General features: G+C 54.9%; 17 protein-coding genes. 11 read left to right on the top strand and 6 right to left on the bottom strand.

Annotated elements, in window-relative coordinates:
• Positions 1-2 precede the first annotated feature (2 nt).
• The 3 genes from AB9L16_RS18050 (at position 3) to AB9L16_RS18040 (ending at position 6930) form a co-directional block, all read left to right on the top strand.
• The gene (locus AB9L16_RS18050) at positions 3-4898 is read left to right on the top strand and encodes a glycoside hydrolase family 99-like domain-containing protein (protein ID WP_375122499.1); all 4896 of its coding nucleotides are present in this window, start codon (positions 3-5) and stop codon (positions 4896-4898) included.
• A gap of 62 nt (positions 4899-4960) precedes the next feature.
• Entirely contained in the window at positions 4961-5554 is a 594-nt protein-coding gene (gene cysC, locus AB9L16_RS18045) for an adenylyl-sulfate kinase (RefSeq protein ID WP_375122498.1), read from the top strand.
• A complete protein-coding gene (locus AB9L16_RS18040) occupies positions 5551-6930 on the top strand; it encodes an FAD/NAD(P)-binding protein (protein WP_375122497.1) in 1380 nt (459 codons plus the stop codon). The genes cysC and AB9L16_RS18040 overlap by 4 nt, the downstream gene beginning before the upstream one ends.
• A gap of 95 nt (positions 6931-7025) precedes the next feature.
• On the opposite strand, the gene AB9L16_RS18035 is transcribed toward AB9L16_RS18040, so the two are convergent.
• From AB9L16_RS18035 to AB9L16_RS18025, 3 genes are all read right to left on the bottom strand, one after another.
• On the bottom strand, positions 7026-9110 hold the full coding sequence (locus tag AB9L16_RS18035; RefSeq protein ID WP_375122496.1) for a hypothetical protein: 2085 nt from the start codon (positions 9108-9110) through the stop codon (positions 7026-7028).
• Between the two features lie 135 nt (positions 9111-9245).
• Entirely contained in the window at positions 9246-9584 is a 339-nt protein-coding gene (locus AB9L16_RS18030; protein WP_375122495.1) for an EamA family transporter, read from the bottom strand.
• Positions 9585-9587: 3 nt separating this feature from the next.
• Positions 9588-10577: a glycosyltransferase family 2 protein gene (locus AB9L16_RS18025; protein ID WP_375122494.1), complete on the bottom strand. Its 990-nt coding sequence runs from the start codon at positions 10575-10577 to the stop codon at positions 9588-9590.
• 446 nt (positions 10578-11023) lie between these two features.
• Between AB9L16_RS18025 and AB9L16_RS18020 the strand changes: the two genes are divergently transcribed.
• From AB9L16_RS18020 to fabF, 5 genes are all read left to right on the top strand, one after another.
• On the top strand, positions 11024-12898 hold the full coding sequence (locus AB9L16_RS18020) for a hypothetical protein (RefSeq protein ID WP_375122493.1): 1875 nt from the start codon (positions 11024-11026) through the stop codon (positions 12896-12898).
• Between the two features lie 89 nt (positions 12899-12987).
• Positions 12988-14016 (top strand): glycosyltransferase family 4 protein, encoded by a 1029-nt coding sequence (locus tag AB9L16_RS18015; RefSeq protein ID WP_375122492.1) that lies wholly within the window; start codon positions 12988-12990, stop codon positions 14014-14016.
• Positions 14017-14102: 86 nt separating this feature from the next.
• Positions 14103-16097 (top strand): polysaccharide biosynthesis protein, encoded by a 1995-nt coding sequence (locus AB9L16_RS18010; RefSeq protein WP_375122491.1) that lies wholly within the window; start codon positions 14103-14105, stop codon positions 16095-16097.
• A 110-nt stretch (positions 16098-16207) separates the two neighbouring features.
• A complete protein-coding gene (locus AB9L16_RS18005; protein WP_150637814.1) occupies positions 16208-16543 on the top strand; it encodes a helix-hairpin-helix domain-containing protein in 336 nt (111 codons plus the stop codon).
• Positions 16544-16748: 205 nt separating this feature from the next.
• Complete coding sequence (gene fabF, locus AB9L16_RS18000) at positions 16749-18023, top strand: beta-ketoacyl-ACP synthase II (protein ID WP_375122490.1); 1275 nt, start codon at positions 16749-16751, stop codon at positions 18021-18023.
• Here fabF and AB9L16_RS17995 read toward each other — a convergent pair.
• The 3 genes from AB9L16_RS17995 to eat all read right to left on the bottom strand — a co-directional run bounded on the left by AB9L16_RS17995 (position 18020) and on the right by eat (position 20376).
• On the bottom strand, positions 18020-18577 hold the full coding sequence (locus tag AB9L16_RS17995; RefSeq protein WP_375122489.1) for a TetR/AcrR family transcriptional regulator: 558 nt from the start codon (positions 18575-18577) through the stop codon (positions 18020-18022). The genes fabF and AB9L16_RS17995 overlap by 4 nt on opposite strands.
• 137 nt (positions 18578-18714) lie before the next feature.
• Positions 18715-18882 (bottom strand): DUF2897 family protein, encoded by a 168-nt coding sequence (locus tag AB9L16_RS17990; protein WP_016770901.1) that lies wholly within the window; start codon positions 18880-18882, stop codon positions 18715-18717.
• A gap of 129 nt (positions 18883-19011) precedes the next feature.
• Positions 19012-20376 (bottom strand): ethanolamine permease, encoded by a 1365-nt coding sequence (eat, locus tag AB9L16_RS17985; protein ID WP_375122488.1) that lies wholly within the window; start codon positions 20374-20376, stop codon positions 19012-19014.
• 398 nt (positions 20377-20774) lie between these two features.
• Here eat and kdpF point away from each other — a divergent pair, with 398 nt between their 5' ends.
• The 3 genes from kdpF to kdpB are packed head-to-tail and all read left to right on the top strand — an operon-like array spanning position 20775 to position 24635.
• Entirely contained in the window at positions 20775-20864 is a 90-nt protein-coding gene (kdpF, locus tag AB9L16_RS17980) for a K(+)-transporting ATPase subunit F (protein ID WP_007899818.1), read from the top strand.
• An 8-nt stretch (positions 20865-20872) separates the two neighbouring features.
• Positions 20873-22567 carry a potassium-transporting ATPase subunit KdpA gene (gene kdpA, locus AB9L16_RS17975; protein ID WP_236168449.1) on the top strand — a complete coding sequence of 565 codons (1695 nt, stop codon included), beginning with the start codon at positions 20873-20875 and terminating at the stop codon, positions 22565-22567.
• 10 nt (positions 22568-22577) lie between these two features.
• Positions 22578-24635 carry a potassium-transporting ATPase subunit KdpB gene (gene kdpB / locus AB9L16_RS17970; RefSeq protein ID WP_282387534.1) on the top strand — a complete coding sequence of 686 codons (2058 nt, stop codon included), beginning with the start codon at positions 22578-22580 and terminating at the stop codon, positions 24633-24635.
• Positions 24636-24707 lie beyond the last annotated feature (72 nt).

Raw genomic sequence — 24707 nt, 5'->3', positions numbered from 1 at the left:
TTATGGATCATAAACAAATAGTCGTCGTTCTGGGCATGCACCGAAGCGGTACGAGTGCCATTACGCGTGGTTTAAAAGTCCTTGGTGTCGACTTGGGCGATGACCTGCTGCCTGCCGAGTCGGGTAATAATGAAAAAGGCTTCTTTGAAGACGCGACTATTACTGCGTACAACGAAGAGCTACTGGCCGCTTTGGGCCACGCTTGGGATAGTCTGATGCCCATCAGCGCGGAAGAGCTGGAATCGCCGATCACGCAAACCCATAAAGTTCGTGCCACTGAGCATTTGCGTGGAAAGATCGCGGATATCAAATGTTTTGGTGTGAAAGATCCGCGCATGGCAAGGCTCTTGCCATTCTGGCAGGAAATCTTTGTCGAATTGGGTTTGAGCGTCAGCTACGTTATCGCCTTCCGTAATCCAAAGAATGTTGCTCATTCGTTGGTCAAGCGCAACGGGTTTGAAGTCGAGAAAGGCTACTTTCTTTGGCTGGAGCACATGCTGTTCAGCTTGAAGTATAGCCAGGGTGCTTCACGGATTTTCGTAAACTACGAACTGATGCTTGAGGAGCCCGAGCGGCAGTTGCGCCGTATCTCCACATCGCTGGAACTGCCATTTGATCCCGTAGGGCAAGAGTTTCAGGAATATCATCAACAGTTTCTTCAGCATTCGTTACAGCACAACAGCTTTACACTGGATGAGCTCCGCAAGGATCCGTGCGTTCCCGTCGATGTTCTGACCCTCAGTTCGCTGTTGTTGCACCTCTCGCGCGATGAGCGTGCGGATGACCAGACTGTTGTTGCAACAGTAAACAAACTCTACCTAGCAATGGTCGAGCGTTTGCCAGCTTATCGCCTCATGCGTCGTTTTGATGAAAACAGCACTGATCTGAGCGCGCGACTGAGCCAGAAAGACAAAAACCTGGAAACGCTTCTGGCCGATCACAACGCTCTTACAGCTGATTACGGAAAGCTGGAGACAAGCCATGCTCGGTTACAGGAAGATTATTTAAAACTGAGCGAGTATCGTCATTGGCTGGAGACCCAATACGACTCCTTTAAATCGACTCTCTCGGAATCGGAGGGCTCGGTTCAACGGCTTGAGGAGGACCTGCATCGGTATTCCTCCGGCCGGTTTCTACTCAAGTCACTGATTTCGCGTATCGGCGAACACTTGGGATTGCTTTATCGAGGTGATAACCCTGCGGAGAGCGAGCTGTTCGACGCTCGTTACTATCTCACGACCTATCCGGACGTGCGGGCAGCGGGCGTTAATCCGCTGCAGCATTATCTGGAGCAGGGTTGGCGAGAGGGGCGTGATCCTTCGGCGGGATTCTCCACCAAGGCATACCTGGAACATTATCCAGATGTCAGGCTACGACGTATCAACCCGCTGATTCATTACTTGCGCTACGGGTATTATGAAGGACGGTCTATGTTCGACGTCCAAGGTCGTAACTACCGCCTTTCCCGTAAGGTAAGCCGCTATCGCGTTGCCGTGCAGCTATTGAATCTGGTTTCGCAACAGCCGGAATTGCTTGGGCGCTTTGTGCGTGAGGCGCGACGAGGTGGATTGCGCCACGCACTGGCAATTGCTGTGCGCAAGCTCAAGCGCAATCAGAAGCGATTTGAGCTGAGCCGCGTCCGTGAACCGCTTACTGATGGCATACTGACTGAGTATGAAGTGCTCAAAGTCGTGCCCTATTATCTTGATCCCTATCTTCCAGAGACGCCCAAAGCAGTGTCCGAAATGGTCGCCGTTCACCTTCATATTGTTGGCGAACAAGTGTCTGATAGTTGGCTGGGCTACCTCGGCAACATTCCCGTTGAATTTGATTTGTACGTATCATGCAGCGGCGTGAGCGAGTCGAAGTTCAACGAAAAACGCTTGCGCGCCGTCTTGCCGCTAATGCGCGAGCTGACCGTCGAGGGCGTGCCAGCGCATGCTGGGGCGGTCGCAGCTCTCATTGTCCAGTTCGGCAATCGTCTCAAGGAATATGACGTTGTAGCTCACTTGCATGACGACGCCAATGTCACCGGAACCCTGGATGGTTTGGGTGTGATCGAGCGTCTGGAGTTGATCTGTGGATCGCCAGCCAACGTGGGCCAGATACTGCATCTGCTAGGCGGCGACGCAAAAGTGGTCTATCCCGTCGACAACCGACGTGAATCTGCCTTCGATCAAACCGGCTGGACAGACACTGGCAATGTCCTTGCCAAAATCAAGGATAAATGCAGTACCGCGGACGGGGTAGTGCTGCCGATTGCGCAATTGCCGAGGGTCGGACCGTTCTGGGCCCGCAGCGGCGTGATCAGCGATTTGCTGCAACTCCCGTTGCAGTATAAGCATTTCGAGAATGACACCGCTCTTGCAGGGCGGGACATGTTGAGTCGAACTTTGGAGCGTCTGGTTCTGGTTGACTCAACTGACACCGAAGGTCGCAACTATCAACTGGAAGCCCCGCAGATCTCTTTCGAGGCGCGGGATTATTGCGAGCCCCAAGTTGATTATTCGTCCAGTATCAAGCATGACACCGTCAAGGTGCTAGCCTACTACCTGCCACAGTTTCATCCGACACGTGAAAACGATGAGTGGCATGGTATTGGCTTTACCGAGTGGTACAAGGTTCGCTCGGCCAATCCGCTGTTCTACGGACACTATCAGCAGCATGTCCCACATGACGACATCGGTTATTACCATTTGGAGGGACCTGCACAGCTGGCTCAACAGGCTGAGATGATGCAGAAGTCAGGTGTGCATGGCCTGATTTTCTATCACTATTGGTTCACCGGGCGTATGATTCTGGAAAAGCCGGCGCAGATGCTGGTGGACAATCCACAGATCAACATGCCGTTCGCCTTCTGCTGGGCAAATGAAAACTGGACTCGCCGCTGGGATGGCAATGAGCAGGAAATTTTGCTCGGTCAGGTGTATTCGAAAGAAGACGCTCGCGGATTCATTCGATATTTGATCCCGTTTTTCAAGGACGAGCGCTACATCAAAGTAGACGGTCGCCCAATGTTGCATGTGTATCGTCCATCTTCGATCGAGCACATTGAGGAGTATCTGGAGGTCTGGCGCGAAGAGTGCGAAAGTGCTGGTCTCAAAGCTCCTTACATGGTGGCGACTTTGACGCGCGGCGCGACGCATCCCCAGCACCACGGGATGGATGCGGCAGTGGAGCGGGTACTGCACGACTGGACAGCGGATGCGGTGCAAGACACTCGCAACCAGCTCCGTCCTTACTGGCCATTGGAAGGTAGTGTCCTGAACTACGATGAAGTGGCCGACCACTACATGGGGCAGGATCTGGGCAAGGAGTTCACACTGTTCCGATCCCTCGTGCCAACCTGGGACAACACCGCTCGCTACGGCACCAGGGCATATGTCCTAAATAATTTCACTACGGCAAAGTTTCAGAGTTGGATGGAGTACCTGATCGAGTATTCCGAGCATAACTTGCCGGAAGATCGTCGCTATGTGGTAGTGAATGCCTGGAACGAGTGGGCTGAAGGCGCTCATCTGGAGCCCGACACTCGTTTTGGTTACGGCTATCTAAACTCGATTGGGCGGGCGCTTTCCGGTCAGCAGTTTTCGGCTACCAGCCATTTTGAACCTGGTGCTGACCTCACGCTCAACATAATGCTTACGCCAGATGTCGTCGGGCGGCTGAAAGTCGAGCCTGAACCGCGTCGCAAGTTTTTGGCCTGCCTTACCCACTCGATGTTGGCGCAAGGCTGCTCGATCACTGTCGATGATGCCGAGTTACTTCGAGCCTTGCAGGCGAGAGGCGTCAAATGCTCAGGTAAAGGCACGGTGAATGCCGATTTCAACCTTGTGTTCAATGATGTCTGCCTGTTCCCGGTCGCAACCGTCGGGTCGCTTTTGAAAATGGCTATGCGACACTCGGGCTTCGCAATATCGGCAAACCTGCGCAACGATCCTTCCTATCTGCAAAGCGACAAGGTCGCCAATTTTTCGATATCGGATGACCAGCGCGGTTGCATGGAGCTGGTACCTACCGGCCCCCGTATCGGCAAAAAGGTTTGTTGCGAATCGTCATGCTTCCGCATGCTGGCTGAAGTTGGCGAGCCAGATGATGCACCGGATATTGTGACGACAATCATGCGTTACCATCGTCGAGCCGATCGTACTTCGCTGATCAATGCGCTTCTTTCTCTCATCGCTCAGACAGGATGCCGGGTCAAGCCGCTCCTGGCCATCCAGGATATGAGCGACGACGAAACTGAGTTGCTGGAAGGCGAACTTGCCATGCTGCCATGGAGTATGGACTGTGAGCCAGTCATCCGACGTTATACTTCCACAGCAGAAACTCCGGACCTGCGTTCGCTCATGCTTAACGATGCGCTGAAAGCTGCTGCCAGCGGCTATGCGGCGTTTCTGGACTACGACGATTTGTTGTTCCCCGATGCCTATGGCGTGCTGTTGCAGCAGTTGAAGGCCAGCGGCAAAAATGCGACCTTTGGACGCGTTTATTCCACGATGGTGGACGCCGCGACCAACTGTGTTCTCAAGCGTGAAAAGATCTATGACTATGGCGACTCATACATCGATTTCGTCCAGCATAACCATGCGCCGCTGCACAGTTTTCTGCTTGATCTGGACAAATGCAATCTTGATGCAGTCCAGTTCTACGACGACATGAAGTACATGGAAGACTATTATCTGACTATGCAGTTATTTACCGCGAAAGATACGGATTGGGCATCGTTGCGTACCTGCGGATTTATTGGTGATTATATCCACAGAGTTGGCTGTGACTCGCACACATTGGCGATCACCGATGAACAGCAGCGCGTTGACTTATTGAGTAATGAGGCTTATCGAGTCTGCGAAGATCGGATCAAAGCGATGCGTGATCGATTGCTGGCGAAGGTTTGACTTAAAACGCCTGACGTATTGTGCGGCAGGCATTAGTCATCTGATTTATTAGGGTTATCGAAATGATTAACGATCTGGTATTTCACGCAACGGCTGTCAGCCCACAGTCGAGAGCGCAGGTCAAAGGACAAAAGCCAGCAGTGATATGGCTTACGGGATTAAGCGGGGCAGGCAAGTCGACGATTGCGAACGCGTTGGAACAAGCGCTCGTAGCGAAGGGCAAACACACGTTTCTACTGGATGGAGATAACTTGCGAATGGGGTTGTGCAAGGATCTAGGATTCACGGACGTTGACCGCGTGGAGAACATTCGTCGCGTGGCGGAAGTTTCGAAATTGCTCGTGGATGCAGGCCTGATCGTGATCACGGCTTTCATTTCGCCTTTCCACCGTGATCGTGCCCTGGCACGTGAGGTGATTGGAAGCTCGGAGTTTGTGGAGGTATTCATCAATACGTCGCTGGAAGAATGTGAGCGGCGTGACCCTAAGGGTCTATATGGCAAGGCTCGGGCGGGAGAGATCAAAAACTTCACCGGTATCGATTCCGTATATGAAGCCCCCACCCAAGCAGACATTGCTATCAACACCGTTGATGAGGCGTTGGCGGTATCTATTGAGCGGCTACTCGCCTATCTGGATAACAGGTTTGCCGCATGAAAACGCTCGTGATCATTGGGGCGGGCTTCAGCGGCGCGGTCACTGCTGCGCAGTTTCTACGTCATAGCCCCCCCGGTGTACGAGTCGTATTGATCAACCGATCGGGAGCAATGGCAAGAGGCCTTGCTTACGGAACCAACAGTTCCTTGCATTTGCTCAATGTGCCTGCCGGCAACATGAGTGCTTATGCCGATGAGCATGATCATTTTCTGGATTACTGCCGGGAACGGCATCCCTCCTTCAATGCTTCCACATTTGCCCCTCGAAAAATCTACGGCGATTATCTGGTATCCATCCTCGATCAGGCAGAGCGGCAGGCTCCTGCAGACGTCATATTCAAGCGGGTAATTTCTGAGGTGGACAGCCTTCGTGCTGACGGAGCAGGAGCCGTTCTTGAATTGAGCAACGGCATGCGGATCAGAGCTGATCAGGTGGTGCTGGCTTTCGGGAATTTTTCTCCCTTGGATCCCCCGGGCTTCAGTCCTACCTTGGGGAAAAATCGATATCAGTCAGACCCATGGTCTGGTTCAAAAGAGCAATCATCTGATCCAGACAAGCCAGTCTTGCTGGTAGGAGCCGGGCTGACAGCTCTGGATGTTGCCATAGGCTTATTGCATCAGGGGCACCGCGGTCCCATCCATATGGTCTCGCGACGTGGGCTTCGCCCCTTGCCGCATCGTCAGTCGCGCTCAATGCGCGACATCCCGCCAATCCTCACTGAAGCACTATTGAAGTCCGCGCCATCGGTGCGTGAATACGTACGCTTGATCCGTCGAGAGGTCAAACTTGCTCAAGCGCGAGACTTGGACTGGCGTGACTTGCTCGCAGCCATACGTCCCGTCACGCCCGACTTGTGGAAGCGTTTGTCTTGCGTCGAGCGGCAGCGCTTTTTACGACATGTTCAGTCTTTCTGGGATGTTCATCGTCATCGAGTCGCGCCGGCCGCTTACCAGTATTTTTCAGATGCTCTCGAGGCGGGGCAAATCCGCTCAATTGCCGGCCGCATACGTAAAGTAGATGAGCATCCTGAAGGTCTGGTTATCGATGTTGAATTGCGTGGAACGACTCGAATCAGAAAAATTACAGTAGCCCGCGTTATTAACTGCACAGGTCCAAATACAGATCTACGGTGTGTCGACGACAAGCTGATCACTCAGCTAACGCATGATGGCCTGATAAGCCTTGATTCTCTGGGTTTGGGGATAAAGGTGAGCGAGCGTCTCTCAACTATGAGTGCAAGCGGGCAGGCAGTCGAGTGGCTGCACTACATCGGTCCGATGCTCAAGTCGGATTTTTGGGAGGCGACGGCGGTACCAGAGTTGCGCCAGCATGCAAAGGCACTGGCGCTTGATCTGGCGAAGAAGATTATTACCTGATATCGGTCTTCGCGGTCATGATCAACATGAACCAAATGCTGTAATGACGGATGTACCGGGTTTTGTTCGTTTCATTCAAAAACCGGCACGCCTTATCAGCCTTCTATCGAAACAGACATTTCTTTAAGGCAGCGCTCCGCGCTCTCGGCGCTCTTGGACAGTATCTCAACCTTGCCGGACAAACCTCTCAGTGCTACGTCTTCCAACGGCTCTCCTCCGACGGACAGAGGGTAGCGGGTAAGCCATGAGCTGTTGATGGTGCACGATGCTGTCAGCACCAGGCGAGCACTCACTGAAGTTGGTTGGGAAAGTCGCGAATTCCACATAAATACGTAATTGCCATTTTCCTGACTCACCAGTTTCTCTTGTACCTGGCCGATCAGAGAGTCTTGGCGTTTCTTGCCATTGATAACGTCATGAGCAAAGGGTTTACCTCCGGTAGTGGCGGGAAATACGACTGTTGCTCCCGAGGTGTTGAGTGCTGTGACGTTATCGAAGGAAATGCCCCGGAACTGGTTGAAAAGCTTATCCGAGTTCTCGTCGGATATGCCGAACAAACTCGAATAGATATGTCTATCGACGTTTACCAAGTGGATAGCGTTATAGACCGCCAGCCCCTCACCTCGGAGGAGGTGCCCGAAGTTTCCGACCACCGAGAGTCCTTGGCCATCATTTTGCGATACAAGGGCGCGTACATCTCGCGTCAACTGTGAGTCAACCGGGGTCAGAATGTCCTTTGCTCTCATGATTGGGTTAAATGACGCATAGATCACACAGTGAATAGCCACCATTCCAATCAAAACAGTAGAGACAAAATAATTCTTTGCTTTGATCTTGTCCTTGGTGACCCACCAGATTAGCAGCCCTGCCACCGAGAAGACGGACGGGGCCAGCCAATACCATTCAACCAGATGAAATTCGTGTGCAATATCGGCTCTTTGCCCCAGAGCAAACGATATCAAGGAAAATAACAGCGATGCGACGACGATGGCTGAAACCCGGATCTGGCTCCAGTGGTAGGAGATCATTACGGAGCCATACAGCACGACCAAGACAGAAAAGCCGAGCAACAACCTTCGGCCAGGTACCAAATAAAGCAACGATATCTTGGAGAGCCAGACCGGAAAGCCAATGATCATGTAGAAGCTCATGAGGGCAAGCATGAAGCCTGTGACGACGGTGAGTCTTACGGAAAATTTGTCCCAGATAATGAAGGGCAATAGTGCGAGGAACAAAAGCGGAGTAATTGTACCTACCAGGCTGAACTCATGAACCGAGTCCACCCCCGGAGGAAACTCGCCAACAGGCGCGGTAGGTAAAATGGCCGAAAGAAGCAAGTGTAGGGTGACGTCCCCCCCTGTGCTGATCCTTACGCCAGGATAGCTGGTGGAGGCGACTGCTTTGACGAAATCCCATCTCATCAGAAGGAATACGGCGAGAGCGGCAGCGACGCAAATGATGGTCAGGAGCAGATTTTTGCGAGTCAGCAGCTTGGGGTTGGCGGTAAAAAGCAAAGGTACGACCGCATAGGCCATGGACACGTAAAAAGGTGGATAAATTTGCCCAAATACTGCGTGGCCCACCGACCAGAAAAAAAGAGGATATTTGATGCTGTCGCGTAGCTTGCAACTAAGTACGGCAAAGGGAAGTATGCCGGCACCCAGCGCGGGAAAATTACTTGTCCACCACACTTGATAGAAGTGACTGAACAGTATCATTCCTGCAACTGAAAGAGCGAGAACGGTTCTCACTCCCATGTTTCGCAAGAGCCAGAAGACAGAACCTAGCAACAGAAGGTTGTACCAGGCACCTTGCAGGGCCAAGGCGTTAGCGCCCGGCAGCACCCAGTAGGCAATCTGATTCGGCAGAAAAAGTAACGAAATATCTAATTTTGGTATGGCGATGAACCAGTCCAGATTCTCGTAGTAAGGGGCGAGGGTAGACTTTAGCGGGAAGCCTTCAATGTAAGCTTGTTTCAGCATTGGCAGATAAGTCGACCACTCATCGCCACGCCCTTCCTTCGGGAAACCCGTCACACTTTGAGTGGAGTAGTCGCCCAGTATTCGCAAGGCGGAAAGGAAATGACTTTGGTAAAAACCCAAATATATCCATGTCAGCGTGATGGCGGTTAAAGCGGCAAAAAAGACCAGTTGCCACCTGTTGCGTTCAATATATGACATTTTTTTCCAAAGTCCGTATGTTGTGTCCAGGCGTCCCGCGCTTCGCTAACGGTTGTCGACTTGATTATCTGTTTTTGTATAATCCAGATCTGCACCAGCGCAAGCGCCGGTAGCAAATCTTGATGAGCATTCTTCTCAGCTTTTAATGGTGAGCAGTATGCCCAGCATGATTACTACTACGCCCATGACATAGTACAGATTGAAGCGCTCCCCAAAGATGAAATGACTGCCGATCGGTACCAGAACGAACGCCAGCGCCATTAGCGGGTAAGCCCGGCCCAACTCGATTTTCTGCAAAACCCAGACCCATGCCAAAGTTGTTATGCCATAGAGAGCAAGAGCGAAAAACAATATGATAAGGCTGCGTTTGTCAAAAAAGTTATTTGCTTGGTGCATGCTGGCGGCGCTGAGTTTGAAGAGTATTTGCCCAGTGGCAATCCCCAAAACGCAGATGATCGCTATCACGTAGGCCATGATTTATTTACTCTTTGAGTTTTTTATGTAAGAAGAAATACGCTTATGCAGAGCATTTTTTGGTAGCGCGGATATGTCAAAGGCAATGAACGCCAGGATAAGTTGGGCTCCCAGTATTATTGGCAGAGATGAAAGCATCACCGTGCCGGATGGAGCAGCTTCCCCGGACGACAGGCTATAGATCCAGTGATAAGCGCCGTAGAACGTGCCGAACAGAAAAAGGAGCAGGCCTAATGGCAGTTCGATCGATGCGATCGACATGTCTCTCAAATAGTAGTTATAGAAAATACGCTTGAAGAAATTTCGTGTGTGTTTGGCAAGAAACTCGCCGATCACTTGGGAAATTTTGAGGTTACTGACTTCATCACCGTATTTAGCGTCCATCGGGATGTCCATCACCACCGCACGCAAGGTGTTCAGGCGAAACAGGATGTCAGTTTCGAAAAAATAACGACGGCTTATTTTTTTGAATGGCAAGTGTTTTGCAACGTCGCTATGTATAGCGGTGAAGCCATTGGTAGGATCGAACAAGTCCCAATAACCCGAAGAAACCTTCGTCATGAATGATAAAACCGAGTTTCCGAAAAGGCGCAATTTTGGCATTGCCCGAATTTCTTCAAGATCGAAAAAACGATTGCCCTTGGTATAATCCGCGTCACCGGCAAGGATAGGTGCAATGAAGTTGGGAATCAAATGCGGCTCCATCTGATCATCGCCATCGACTTTCACGATAATGTCGATACCGTCGTCAATCGCAGCTTGGTAGCCTGTCATTACTGCGCCGCCGACACCTTGGTTGACGGCATGTCTAATTATCCTGACACGAGAGTCATTACAGCTTGTTTGTACAAAATCGCCGGATTGCTCAGGACAGCAATCATCAACCACATAGATATTACTGACTTCAGGTCCAATTTTGCCAATCACGTTAAGAATGTGATTGCGTACACGGTAGCTAGGTATCACTACTGCGATTTTTTTTTCAGTACTCATCCGATGATCGCCCAGTTTTGTCTGAAAGCAAAAAACTGCATTGAGTTAAAAGCTTCCTTTTTAATGGTAAGTGTTTAATAGATTTTTTAGCCGGTGCTTAATGTCAGAGCGGTGCGTTCATGTCCGTTTTGAATCCCGCGTGGAAGCCGCGGACACGCTTGCATGGACGCATTTTACAGACTAAATGTGAGCATTGCCTTATGCATACGAAAAAAAATCAAGCATAATCGGACGGATTTGTGCCAGCACCACGAATTCCGGACGATTCGTCTCCCGGCCCGCACAGCGGTAAGCGGAGTACCCTCAGGCCATTCGGAATGTCAAGCGTAAATCGCTCAGTGTACGCTCTTGGGGAAGTCGGCGAGCATTGGTGTTGCATGCTTTCAGCCAATCAGCAGCGTTGTGAAGGCAGTTGCAGGTCATCACTTAAAATGGAAAAAATAACAATGTCAACCGTACCAACATCTATTCAGGTAACCACTGAAACGAGCAAGCCAGTCGCTGATGCTCGAGCGTATTTCAGTATGAGCAATGTGAATAGATGTCTGTATTTTCTAGTGCTGGTTATGGTCCTGTGTCTCGCGGCGTATATGAGATATACATATACCGATCTGGATCGGACGCCATTGCCGGGGGATGAATATACTTATCACAATGCGGCGAAAAGTATTCTCGCCTATGGGTATATGGTCAGAGAGCCTTATATAACTAATGGTGAGCTCTCTGGCCTTAAGGGTGTGACAGGCCTGTCTCCTGGCTATCCTGTTTTCCTTGCTGCGATTTATACATTATGGGGTGAATCATTCGAGCATGTGATTGTAGTTCAAGTGGTTTTAAGTGTTTTGTCGCTCGTATTGGCCGCTCTCATTCTGACTCAGCTCAAAGTTCGCCGGATGCTGGTGGTATTGGCGCTTGCACTTTTATCGGTTTATCCTGCTTTTTTATATAATACCGACAGGCTTCTGACAGAGCACCTCTTCATATTTGTCATGCTTGGATTCGTCGCCGCATTTATAAGTTCGCTCGGTACCGGGCGCGCCTGGACTACCTTTTTGGCTGCAATCCTGGTTGCTTACGCTATACACGTTCGAGCTCAGGCGCTGCCATTTGCACTGTTGGCAATGATGTTCTATTTGGTCTACGGACACGGCCCTATAAAGAAACGGTGCATTCAATCGGCCGTATTCGCGATGGGCGTCACCGCTGGAATGGCGCCCTACGGTGTGCATAATTTCCTAGAGTTCGACCGGGTGTTGCTGCTGCCGGAAACCGGCGGTGGTCCGATGATCTGGGGAGCAGTTCCCTATTTTCTCGATATGGGCGCAACGAATGGACGACAGCTCGCCGACATTGTTGCAGCGAATAGTACGCCAGCCCCGCTCACTTACTGGAACTGGCGAATTTTCGGCTACATGCAACAGTTGTGGGGAGATGTCTGGGACGAGCGCCTCGTGCATGTGCAGCCTTTGCTTCGGCCCTGGTTACTGTTACAGCACCTTGTGATCATTCCTACCGTGGCAGCCTTGCCCTTTCTGGCGCGAAGAACAGATCCGCGCATCTTATTCATTGCGGCTGTGCCATTGGCGTTAACGTATATGAATGCGCCATTTCACGGACTCCCGCGCTACGCGTTCCCGGCCATCCCTTTCGTGCTTATCATTTTTGCTGTGCTGCTTGACTACGTTATCGAACGGTACAGTCCGGCATCGCTTACGCACGCCGCTACGGTGATCCAGGCCCGATCGGCTGGTTGGGACAAGATCATTCGCTCCACTTACCTGTGCGCGGCGGTTTTGGTTTCCATTATTATCGTGTTCAGTACTTACATCTTTTCGTGGAACATTCATAAGGAAATGTCGGCCTATCGGCTCGCACGCTACATGGGGGTCGAGGTGGCGGATGTGGCAAGCGCCCGGAAAGTAGCATCTTTTGACTTTTTGGCTGATGCATTGCCCGTCGCCAACACCACGAACGTGTCCAAAGACGTTTATATAAATGACGTCGACGCGCCGCCCGTGATTAACGTAACCGTACCACCTGTAGGGCGTGCGGATGGGGGTCGTATCGTTTCGAAAGTTACTCTCAATATCAGAGGCGGGTTCTTTTACGACTACATGACGGTTTACTGGAAATCTGCCAGCGTCAAGGAATTTTCCGAAAACCACGTCTACGGCAGGTTCCCAATCAATTTTCTCGAAAAAAGACAAACCATTCATATAGATGACGATGTCACTGAGTTATTGATCGTTCCGACTGGTTTTAGAGGTGGAATAATACAAGTGAACTCGGTTGAAGTAGATAAGTATGATTTTAGTAAATAGCCTCGGTGCCCGAGGTGAGGGCTTGGCGAGGGTGTTGTAATCAATAACGCGGCACCTTCGTCGGAGAACTCAAAAGTGGAGTTTCATAAATGTTTTCATGGTGGTTGTTTCCCATCGTTTTCGGTCTTGCTCTCGGTTTGACTGCAGCGCTCCGTCGATATGCCTTGGCGCGCAGTATGATAGATATCCCTAACGGACGTAGTTCACATACCGTGCCAACACCCAGAGGCGGCGGCATTTCAATCGTCGTGGGCTTTCTCATTGCACTCGCATGGTTATGGAGCACTCATTTGATTAATAACGCCACGTTTATTGCAACGGCTGGCAGTGGCTTTCTGGTGGCGGTTATCGGTTTCATGGATGATCACGGCCATATCGCCGCTCGTTGGCGTCTGGTTGGCCATTTCCTGGCTGCAGGATGGGTGCTCGTCTGGATCGGAGGCTTTGCACCGATTCAGATCTTTGGTGCATCAGTCGACTTGAAACTGGTTGGAAATATTCTCGCATTGCTCTATCTAGTCTGGATGCTGAATCTTTATAATTTCATGGACGGTATTGACGGGCTCGCCAGCATTGAGGCGCTGTGCGTATGTATCGGGGCAGGCGTTCTTTATTGGATCAACGGTCACGGCTCGTTAGTTTGGCCGCCCGTACTCTTGGCCGCAGCTGTACTTGGCTTTCTGTTTTGGAACTTTCCACCAGCTAAAATATTCATGGGGGACGCTGGAAGTGGGTTCCTAGGTATTTCTCTGGGCGCTCTTTCCCTGCAGGCTGCCTGGATTGATCCCGGTTTCCTGTGGATGTGGTTGATCCTGCTGGGCGTCTTTATCGTTGATGCGACGTTTACCCTTGTCCGGCGCCTCATGCAGGGCGAGAAGGTTTATGAAGCTCACAGAAGCCATGCGTATCAGTACGCCGCACGACGTTATGCCCGTCATTTACCGGTTACGTTGTCTGCGGCGGCGATCAATGTTGTCTGGCTGTTTCCCATTGCCTACAGCGTAAGTGTGCTGGGGCTCAATGGAATGGTCGGTGTGGTGCTGGCGTATGCTCCGCTCGTCCTGCTCGCAATCGCATTTGATGCGGGCAAGACGGAAGTGAGTTCGCCGGAGCGATGAAGGGAAAAAATCGGTCGGCTGCGAATTATCTCGTACAATGAGTAGTCATAGCTAAGCGTCCAAACTGGTCTGATCGGTTGAGGTTTATGGATAAGATACGCAGCTTTTTGCTAGGTTTGCCACGCAAGCAAAAGCGCCTGATTCAAGTCGCCACAGATGTATTTCTTGTCTGGGGCTCGCTCTGGCTTGCGTTTATCGTTCGCCTCGGCATCGACGATATGTACAACCCGATCAAGATGCATTTCTGGCTTTTTATAAGCGCCCCTATTATTGCTATTCCGCTCTTTGTCCGTTTTGGTATGTATCGTGCGGTGATGCGCTATTTTGGCAATGATGCGTTGATAGCGATAGGCAAAGCGGTCAGCCTTTCTTCATTGATACTTGCATTGGTGGTGTACTGGTACAGCAATCATGAAGCGGTCGTGCCACGTTCAATTATCTTCAATTATTGGTGGCTGAGCCTGGTCATCATAGGTGGGCTTCGACTATGCATGCGCCAATATTTCATGGGCGACTGGTTCAATGCAGCTCAACATGTGCCGTTTGCGAATCGTGATGATGGCCTAACGAAAGTCGCGATTTACGGTGCCGGCGTTGCCGGCAATCAACTGGTTGCTGCGTTACGCATGGGGCGCGTTATGCGCCCCGTAGCGTTTATCGACGATGACGCGAGCATCGCGGACCGGTCAATTTCGGGGTTGCAGGTCTACAAGCCAAAGCACATTCAACAGATGATTGATGTTACCGGCGCCCAGGAAATACTGCTGGCGCTTCCTTCATCCACTCGCGCCAGGCGACGGGAAATTCTCAATCTGCTGGAAGGTTTCCCGCTGCACGTCCGGAGCGTTCCAAACTTCACCGATCTGGCTAGCGGTCGCGTTAAGGTGGAAGACATTCAGGAAGTCGACATTGCCGATTTGCTTGGTCGGGATTCAGTGCCGCCGCAGAGTGATTTGCTGGAGCGCTGCGTTAAGGGGAAGACGGTAATGGTGACCGGTGCAGGCGGATCCATCGGGTCAGAGCTTTGTCGGCAAATATTTTCTCTTGAACCCAAGACTCTGCTGCTGTTTGAGCATAGTGAATTCAACCTCTACAGCATCTTGTCAGAACTTGAGCAGAGAGCCGTTCGCGAGTCTTTATCGATCAGACTGTTACCAATCCTTGGTTCCATCCGGCATCAACACAAGCTGTTGGATGTCATGAAAACTTGGGATGTTGATACCGTGTACCACGCGGCTGCCTACAAACACGTGCCTATGGTTGAGCACAACATTGCCGAAGGTGTACTGAACAATGTGATCGGTACCCTCAATACTGCTCAGGCCGCATTACAGTGCGGAGTGGCTAACTTCGTGTTGATCTCCACTGACAAAGCGGTCCGCCCGACCAACGTCATGGGGAGCACCAAGCGCTTGGCGGAATTGACGCTTCAGGCTCTGAGCCGTGAGATCGCTCCTGTCTTATTCGGCGATAAAGCCAACGTTTCCAGAGTCAACAAAACCCGCTTCACCATGGTCCGTTTCGGCAACGTGCTTGGCTCTTCAGGCTCAGTCATCCCGCTGTTCCATAGCCAAATCAAAGCCGGCGGGCCGTTGACCGTCACCCATCCAAAAATCACCCGCTACTTCATGACCATCCCCGAAGCCGCACAGTTGGTCATCCAGGCTGGCTCCATGGGGCAGGGCGGAGATGTCTTCGTTTTGGATATGGGTGAGCCGGTAAAAATCGTCGAACTGGCGGAGAAAATGATTCACCTGTCCGGCTTGAGTATTCGTTCCGAGCGTAATCCGCAGGGTGATATTTCCATCGAGTTTACCGGATTACGCCCTGGCGAGAAGCTCTACGAGGAGCTGCTGATCGGTGACAACGTCGCAGCAACATCGCACCCGATGATCATGACGGCCAATGAAGATCACCTCCCATGGGACGTGCTGAAGGCCAGGCTGGGGGAACTGCTCAAAGCCGTGGAAGCCGACGACTACACCCGCGTCCGCCAACTCCTGCGCGAAACCGTCTCCGGCTACACCCCCGATGGCGAAATCGTCGACTGGATCTACCAGCAACGCCGCCTCGAACCTTGATTATTTCACATCCTGTAACGCTCGCATTTTTGACTTCCCTCCATCATGACCTACGTTTGGAGAGCAGCTTGGGAAAAGCTGCTTTCTCAAACGATGATGGAGCGTCACTTATGCGTACCAGTTATTTCTACTCGCTGATTTTTGCTTTCCTCACCAGCGCCTCGATTGCTGCGATTGCTGCGCCTGTAGCGCCGACCGAGTCAACAAAAGCGCCGTTGCTGATGGATGCGGCTGCGCCCTCGGCAAGCGCGAAGGTCGATCTCAACGGTGCGGATGCGGCGACGTTGCAGAAGGAGTTGGCGGGTGTGGGTGAGGCGAAGGCGCAGGCGATTGTTGCGTATCGCGATACTAATGGGCCGTTCGCGTCGGTGGATGAGTTGCTGGAGGTGAAGGGGATTGGCAAGGCGATTCTGGATCGCAACCGTGAAAAGCTGGAAGTGAACTAAGCTGACAGTTCAACGCCGAGAGGCCGGTCATTGACCGGCCTTTTTATTTGGTGCCGATCGGGTGGATGCCTGAGCGCTTAAAATTACGGGTGTCATATTGCGCCTTGATTATGCCTATAATAATTTCGCTCGGGACTGATTCAGCAGTCGAATCGCAGCACACCGGTGCATGTCGAATTTTGAATTGATAAGGGGTAACCACGGTATGAACCAACGTCGAGTCGTCGTCACGGGCATGGGCTTGGTTTCACCCTTGGGCAGTGATGTTGAAATTGTCTGGCAGCGTTTGCTGGCCGGTCGTTCCGGGTTGCGCAACTTGCCAGATGCAGTCGTGGCTGATCTGCCGACCCGGGTCGGTGGCAGTGTGCCGACGGTGGAGGAGGATGCCGAGGCCGGGTTTGATCCGGATCGTGCGACGCCGCCCAAGGAACAGAAGAAGATGGATCGCTTCATCATGTTTGCCATGGAAGCGGCGCGGCAGGCGCTGGAGCAGGCCGGCTGGCATCCGGCGGACGCTGAAAGCCAGGAGCGCACTGCAACAATCATCGGCTCGGGTGTCGGTGGTTTCGGTGCGATTGCCGATGCGGTGCGTACCACCGACAGCCGTGGTCCTCGGCGTTTGTCGCCGTTCACCATTCCATCGTTTCTGGTCAATCTCGCGGCGGGTCATGTCTCGATCCAGCATGGCCTTAAAGGGCCGTTGGGCGCTCCGGTTACCGCATGTGCCGCCGGGGTTCAGGCGATCGGCGATGCAGCGCGGTTGATCAGGGCGGGGGAGGCGGACATCGCTGTATGTGGCGGTGCGGAAGCTTCGATTGATCGCGTCAGTCTCGCCGGTTTCGCGGCGGCGCGGGCGCTGTCCAGCGGCTACAACGACACCCCGGAAAAAGCTTCGCGTCCCTTCGACAGTGGGCGCGATGGTTTCGTGATGGGCGAGGGCGCCGGTCTATTGGTCATCGAGTCGCTGGAGCATGCGCTTGCACGCGGTGCGAAGCCGCTGGCCGAACTGGTCGGTTACGGCACCACCGCCGACGCCTATCACCTGACCGCCGGTCCGGAAGACGGCAGTGGCGCTCGCAGGGCGATGCAATTGGCACTGGCTCAGGGCGGTGTGACGCCGGAGCAGGTGCAGCATCTCAACGCACATGCGACGTCGACGCCGGTCGGCGATTTGGGCGAGTTGGCGGCGATCAAGGCGTTGTTTGGCACGGAGAACAAGATCGCCGTGACTTCGACCAAATCCGCTACCGGTCATTTGCTCGGCGCGGCGGGTGGGCTGGAGGCGATTTTCACGCTGCTGGCGATTCGTGATCAGGTGGTGCCACCAACGCTCAACTTCGAAAACCCGGATCCGGCGAGCGAAGGGGTAGACATCGTGCATGGCGAGGCGCGCTCCATGTCAATCGAATATGCCTTGTCCAACGGCTTTGGTTTTGGCGGGGTCAATGCGAGCGTGTTGTTCAAACGCTGGGAAGGTTAATCGCTCGATTGCTTGAGATGTTCGCGGGTGACGTCGAGGATGCGCTGAGCGAAGTCGGCATCCGCGACGCTGCGTGACAGCAGCAATGCGCCAGCCAGGGTGGCCATGATGACAATGCTGCGATCGGCGCTGTTCTCGCCTTCGAGCGTGCCTTGAATTTGTTCGAGGCGAGCATTGAGGACTTCGTCGCTGGTGGGGCTTGGTTGGCCGCGCAGGCCCAGCTCCGAGGAAATGGTCAGCAGCGGGCAGCCTTCGTCGGGCGAGGTCTGATGCCACTCTGACAGGTAGGTGTCGATGAACACTTGCAGAGGGTTTTCCTGCGCGAAGATTTCTTCGCACAGGCCCGCGACTTGCTCGCCGGCCTCTTGCAGGGCTTTTTCGACCAACTCTTCCTTGGATTTGAAGTGCGAGTAGAAACCGCCATGGGTCAAGCCCAGGGCTTTCATCAAAGGCTGCAGGCCGGTGCCGCCGATACCGTCCTTGCGAAGTCGGGCGGAAGCCTCCTTGATGATGCGTTGATGGGTCTGGGCTTTGTGATCTGGCGAGTAACGCATGTGGAGCTCTCCGCGACGATGCTGCCATCTTAACCACGGAAGATTAAATGGTGACTGTACTTCTAAAATCTAAACAGCCTGCGGGTAAGTCCCATTGTGCTGAAAAAACAAACCCCGCCATTGCGGCGGGGTTGGTATCAGCGGTCTTGCGCATCCTTGGCATCCGCTTCGGCATTGCGCTGTGCGACGCGCTTGCGTTCTTCATCGGTCAGTTCGACCTTGTTGGCGGTGTCGCGCAACATCATCAATCCGCCGACAATCGAGCCGATCGCAACGACCAGAATCAACCAGGCATACCAGGGCATAACGGCTCTCCTTAATGGCAGCTCGACGGGCGAGGACTTCGCCGTGCGATGCTGCATACCACCTTTGAGCGAAACGACTTCGCAGTGGTTCCATTCTAGGCCGCTTATGCCCGGCACACCCGAACCGTGTTACAGACCGGTCAACATCGCATCCGCCGGCGCATCGGCGCGCAGTTGCCCGGTGAGCATGAAGTAGCAGAACCCCACCGCCATGAAACCGAGGAAAATCAGCCCGATCAGTGTGTTGAACCACGCCATCGCTACCAGGCAAACCACCGCTAGCACCAGCGCGATCAGTGGAACCAGCGGATAGCACGGCGCGCGGAAGGTGCGCTCCAGGTTTGGCTCGGATTTACGCAGTTTGAACAGGCTGAGCATGCTCATGATGTACATCACGATGGCGCCGAACACGGCCATGGTGATCATCGCGGCGGTGAGTGTCATGCCGCCGAGGTTGATCAGACCGTCGCTGTAGATCGCCGCGATGCCGATAAGGCCGCCAGCGATGATTGCGCGGTGCGGGGTCTGGAAGCGCGACAGTTTTGCCAATGAGGCGGGCAGGTAACCGGCGCGGGCGAGGGCGAAGAATTGCCGCGAATAACCAAGGATGATGCCGTGGAAACTGGCGACCAGGCCGAACAGGCCGATCCAGACCAGCATGTGCAGCCAGCCGGAGTTGTCGCCGACCACGGTTTTCATCGCCTGCGGCAGTGGGTCGTTGATGTTGGACAAGGTGCGCCAGTCGCCGACGCCGCCAGCGAAGAACATCACGCCCATTGCCAGCAGCACCAGCGTCAGGATGCCGCTTATGTAGGCTTTTGGGATCGTGCGTTTCGGGTCCTTGGCTTCCTCGGCGGCCATGGCGGCGCCTTCGATGGCGAGGAAGAACCAGATTGCAAATGGAATTGCCGCGAACATCCCGGCAATTGCCGGCGCGCCGAAGACGTCGGAACCGGCCCAACCATTCAGCGCGAAGTTGCTGAAGCTGAACGCCGGCGCGACCACGCCCATGAACACCAGCAACTCAGCCACCGCCAGCACGCAGACGATCAGCTCGAACGTCGCGGCCAGTTTCACCCCGAGAATGTTCAGGCCCATGAACACGATGTACGCCCCGACCGCCGCGTGTTTCGGGTCGAGTGCCGGAAATTGCACATTGAGATACGCGCCAATCGCCAAGGCAATCGCTGGCGGGGCGAAGACGAATTCGATCAGTGTGGCCAGTCCGGCGATCAATCCGCCTTTTTCGCCAAACGCGCGGCGGCTGTAGGCAAACGGCCCGCCGGCATGGGGAATCGCGGTGGTCAGTTCGGTAAAGCTGAAGATAAAGCAGGTGTACATGGTCGCGACCATGAATGAGGTCACCAGAAAACCCAGCGTACCGGCCACGCCCCAGCCGTAACTCCAGCCGAAATATTCCCCGGAAATCACCAGCCCCACGGCAATACCCCACAGGTGGAACGTGCCCAGCGTGGGTTTGAGTTGTGTGTTCATGCGCTTGCTCCCGCAATGGTTGGAAAGCTCGAGGGAGAGCGTGTGCAGTGGGCGTGCCACTACCGTGAAACAAGTCGTAATGAGTTCAAAGCTGTCGCAGGGGGGATGTTCGGGTGGGGATAGCTGCTTTTTGTGCGCCAGTTGGGTGCGATGTTGTCGGTGATGCCGTCTTCGCGAGCAGGCTCGCTCCCACATTTTGAAATGCGTTGCCCCGGTGGGAGCGAGCCTGCTCGCGAAGGCGCAGCCCAAACACCACGAAACTCAGCCGTAAAGCCCGCATAAACCCACTCTTTACGCTTTCTTTATGACCCACGCCGGCCCTCGCTCTCGTTCTTTTACAGCCTCCTTCCCGACAATCGCTGCACACGCGGCAATACGCCGTTACACGGAGATTTTCCATGAGCGTTCTGGACGGGGTGTCACTGCTGTTGGCAGTGGGGCTGTTCATTTATCTGTTGGTTGCGCTGTTGCGCGCGGACCGGAACTAGGAGCGGCTATGCACAGTTATGACTATTGGCTGATCCTCGGGTTTTTTGCGCTGGTCCTGCTGCCGGCGCCGTTCCTTGGGCGCTTCTATTACAAGGTCATGGAGGGCCAGCGCACCTGGCTGACGCCGATTCTCGGACCGGTCGAGCGCGGTTGCTATCGTCTTGCCGGGGTCGATGCGCAGGCGGAGCAGAGCTGGCAGAAGTACACGCTGGCGCTGCTGGCGTTCAACCTTGCCGGTTTCCTGCTGCTGTTTGCGATTCTGCTGTTCCAGGATCACCTGCCGCTGAACCCGCAAAACCTGCCGGGCCAGGAATGGACCCAGGCGTTCAACACCGCGGTCAGTTTCATGACCAACACCAACTGGCAGTCCTACAGCGGCGAAGCGACCCTCAGCTACCTGAGCCAGATGGTCGGTCTCACCGTGCAGAACTTCGTCAGCGCCGCCACCGGCCTCGCCGTACTTGTCGCGCTGTGCCGTGGGATCGGCCGTAAGTCGGCGCAGACCCTCGGCAACTTCTGGGTCGACATGACCCGCGCCACCCTCTATGGCTTGCTGCCGCTGTGCCTGCTGCTGGCGCTGTATCTGGTCTGGCAGGGCGTACCGCAAACTTTCGCTCAGTATGTAAATGCCGTGACCCTGCAAGGCGTCGATCAGGTGATCCCGCTCGGCCCGGCCGCCAGCCAGATTGCGATCAAGCAACTGGGTACCAACGGTGGCGGTTTCTTCGGCGTCAACTCGGCGCATCCGTTCGAGAACCCGACCGCGTGGAGCAACCTGTTCGAAGTCGCCTCGATCATTCTGATCCCGGTGGCGCTGGTGTTCACCTTCGGCCACTACGTCAAGGATCTGCGCCAGAGCCGCGCGATCATCGCCTGCATGCTGGCGTTGTTCCTGATCGGCGGTGCGACATCGTTGTGGGCCGAGTATCAGCCGAATCCGACCCTGAACAATGCCGCCGTCGAGCAGACCGCGCCGCTGGAAGGCAAGGAAGCGCGCTTCGGTACTACCGCGACGGTGCTGTGGTCGGTGACTACCACGGCGGCTTCGAACGGCTCGGTGAACGGCATGCACGACAGCCTCAACCCGCTGAGTGGCATGGTCGCGCTGGTCAACATGATGGTCGGCGAAGTGATCTTCGGCGGTGTCGGCGCGGGGCTCTACGGCATGTTGCTCAACGTGCTGATCGCGGTGTTCCTCGCCGGGCTGATGATCGGTCGTACGCCGGAATACCTCGGCAAGAAGCTTCAAGCGCGTGAGGTGCAATTGCTGGTCGTAACCTTGTTGGTGATGCCGGTCGGCGTGCTGGTGCTTGGTGCGATTGCCGCCACGGTTCCCAGCGCTGCGGCAACTATCAGCAACCCCGGCCCACATGGCTTCAGTCAGTTGCTCTACGCCTACACCTCGGCCAGCGCCAACAACGGTTCGGCATTCGGTGGCCTGGGCGCGAACACGCCGTTCCACAACCTGATGCTCGGCCTGGGCATGTTGATCGGCCGCTTCGGCTACATCCTGCCGGTGCTGGCACTGGCCGGTAGTTTGGCGATGAAGAAAAGCGCACCGATCGGCCAGAACAGCTTCCCGACTCACGGCCCGCTGTTCGTGACCCTGTTGACTGTGACCATTCTGCTGGTGGGCGGCCTGACGTTCTTGCCGACGCTGGCGCTCGGTCCTATCGCCGAACATTTAAGTATGGGCTTCTAAGGAATCCATCATGAATATGCCTGCAATCAAACCCGCCGCCGTCAAGGCGCCGGAACAAGCCAAAACCGCGATCTCGGCCCTGTGGCGCCCGGCGCTGGTGCAAGCCTTCGTCAAGCTCGACCCACGGCAACTGGCGCGTTCGCCAGTGATGCTGGTGGTCGAACTGACGGCGATTTTCACCACCGTGCTGTGCTTCCTTCCGGATGCCGACGTGCCGACCTTCGTCGCCGCGCAAATCGCTCTGTGGCTGTGGTTCACCGTGCTGTTCGCCAACTTCGCCGAGGCCTTGGCCGAAGGTCGTGGCAAGGCTCGCGCCGACAGCCTCAAGGCCGGCAGCGAAGGCCTCAGCGCCCGCTGCCGCCAAGCCGATGGCAGCTTCAAGATCGTGCCGGCTGCCAATCTGCGCAAGGGCGACGTGGTGCGAGTCGAAGCCGGGGAGATGATCCCCGGTGACGGCGAAGTCATCGAAGGTATCGCGGCGGTCAACGAAGCGGCGATCACTGGCGAATCGGCGCCGGTGATCCGCGAGTCCGGCGGCGACCGTTCCGCCGTCACCGGCAACACGCGGTTGGTGTCCGACTGGCTGCTGGTGAAGATCACCACCAACCCTGGCGAATCGACCCTCGACCGCATGATCGCCCTGGTCGAAGGCGCCAAGCGTCAGAAGACCCCCAACGAAGTCGCGCTGGATATCCTGCTGATCGGCCTGACCCTGATCTTTCTGCTGGTGGTCGTCACCCTGCAACCGTTCGCGCATTTCGCCAATGGCAGCCTGCCGCTGGTGTTCCTTGTCGCGTTATTGGTCACGCTGATCCCGACCACCATCGGCGGTCTGCTGTCGGCTATCGGTATCGCCGGGATGGATCGGCTGGTGCGCCTGAATGTGATCGCCAAGTCCGGCCGCGCGGTGGAGGCGGCGGGTGACGTGCATGTGCTGTTGCTCGACAAGACCGGCACCATCACCTTCGGCAACCGTCGTTGCAGCGCGGTGTATGCCGCGCCGGGTGTGAGCGGCCGTGAGCTGGCCGAAGGCGCGTTGTTTGCTTCGCTGGCCGACGAAACCGCTGAAGGCAAGTCGATCGTCGAGTTCCTTCGTGGTCTGCATCCACAACCTGAGCCGGCCCCGGAAACCCTGACCGCCGTGCCGTTCAGCGCGGAAACCCGCTTGTCTGGCGTCGATTATCAGGGCCGCGTATATCGCAAAGGGGCGGTGGATTCGCTGCTGGCGTTTCTCGGTCAGCAGCGCACCGATCTGGCCCCGGCGCTGGCGCGGGAAATCGACAAGATCGCCCAAAGTGGTGGCACGCCGTTGCTGGTCTGCGCTGACGGCAAATTGCTTGGTGCGATCCATCTCAAGGACGTGGTCAAGCCAGGCATCCGTGAGCGTTTTGCCGAGTTGCGCAAACTGGGAATTCGTACGGTGATGGTCACCGGCGACAACCCGCTGACCGCTGCTGCGATCGCCGCTGAAGCAGGCGTCGATGATGTGCTCGCCGAAGCCACGCCGGAGAAGAAACTCGCGCGCATTCGTCACGAGCAGAACGACGGTCGCCTGGTCGCCATGTGCGGCGACGGCGCCAACGACGCCCCGGCGCTGGCCCAGGCAGACGTCGGCATGGCCATGAACGACGGCACGCAAGCGGCACGCGAAGCGGCGAACATGGTCGATCTCGATAGCGACCCGACCAAGCTGCTCGACGTGGTGCAGATCGGCAAGGAATTGCTGGTGACCCGTGGCGCGCTGACGACCTTTTCCATCGCCAACGACATCGCCAAATACTTCGCGATTCTGCCGGCGCTGTTCGCCTCGATTTACCCGCAGCTGGGCGTGCTGAACATCATGCATCTGAGCAGTCCGCAGAGCGCGATTCTCTCGGCCATCGTCTTCAACGCTTTGATCATCGTTGTGCTGATTCCACTGGCATTGCGCGGCGTGCGTGTGCAAGCAGCGAGTGCGGCGGCGTTGCTGCGGCGCAATCTGCTGATCTATGGCGTCGGCGGGATTGTCGTGCCGTTCGTGGGGATCAAGGTGATCGACATGCTGCTTACGGCGTTGCATCTGGTGTAACGCTTTCGCGAGCAGGCTCGCTCCCACCTGAAACTGCATTCCCCTGTGGGAGCGAGCCTGCTCGCGAAGAAT

The sequence above is a fragment of the Pseudomonas sp. LW8 genome, from assembly GCF_041956865.1.
GTDB classification, from domain to species: domain Bacteria; phylum Pseudomonadota; class Gammaproteobacteria; order Pseudomonadales; family Pseudomonadaceae; genus Aquipseudomonas; species Aquipseudomonas siliginis.
The sequence above is the reverse complement of the archived record's forward strand: the minus strand, read 5'-3'. Positions and strand labels throughout refer to the sequence as shown.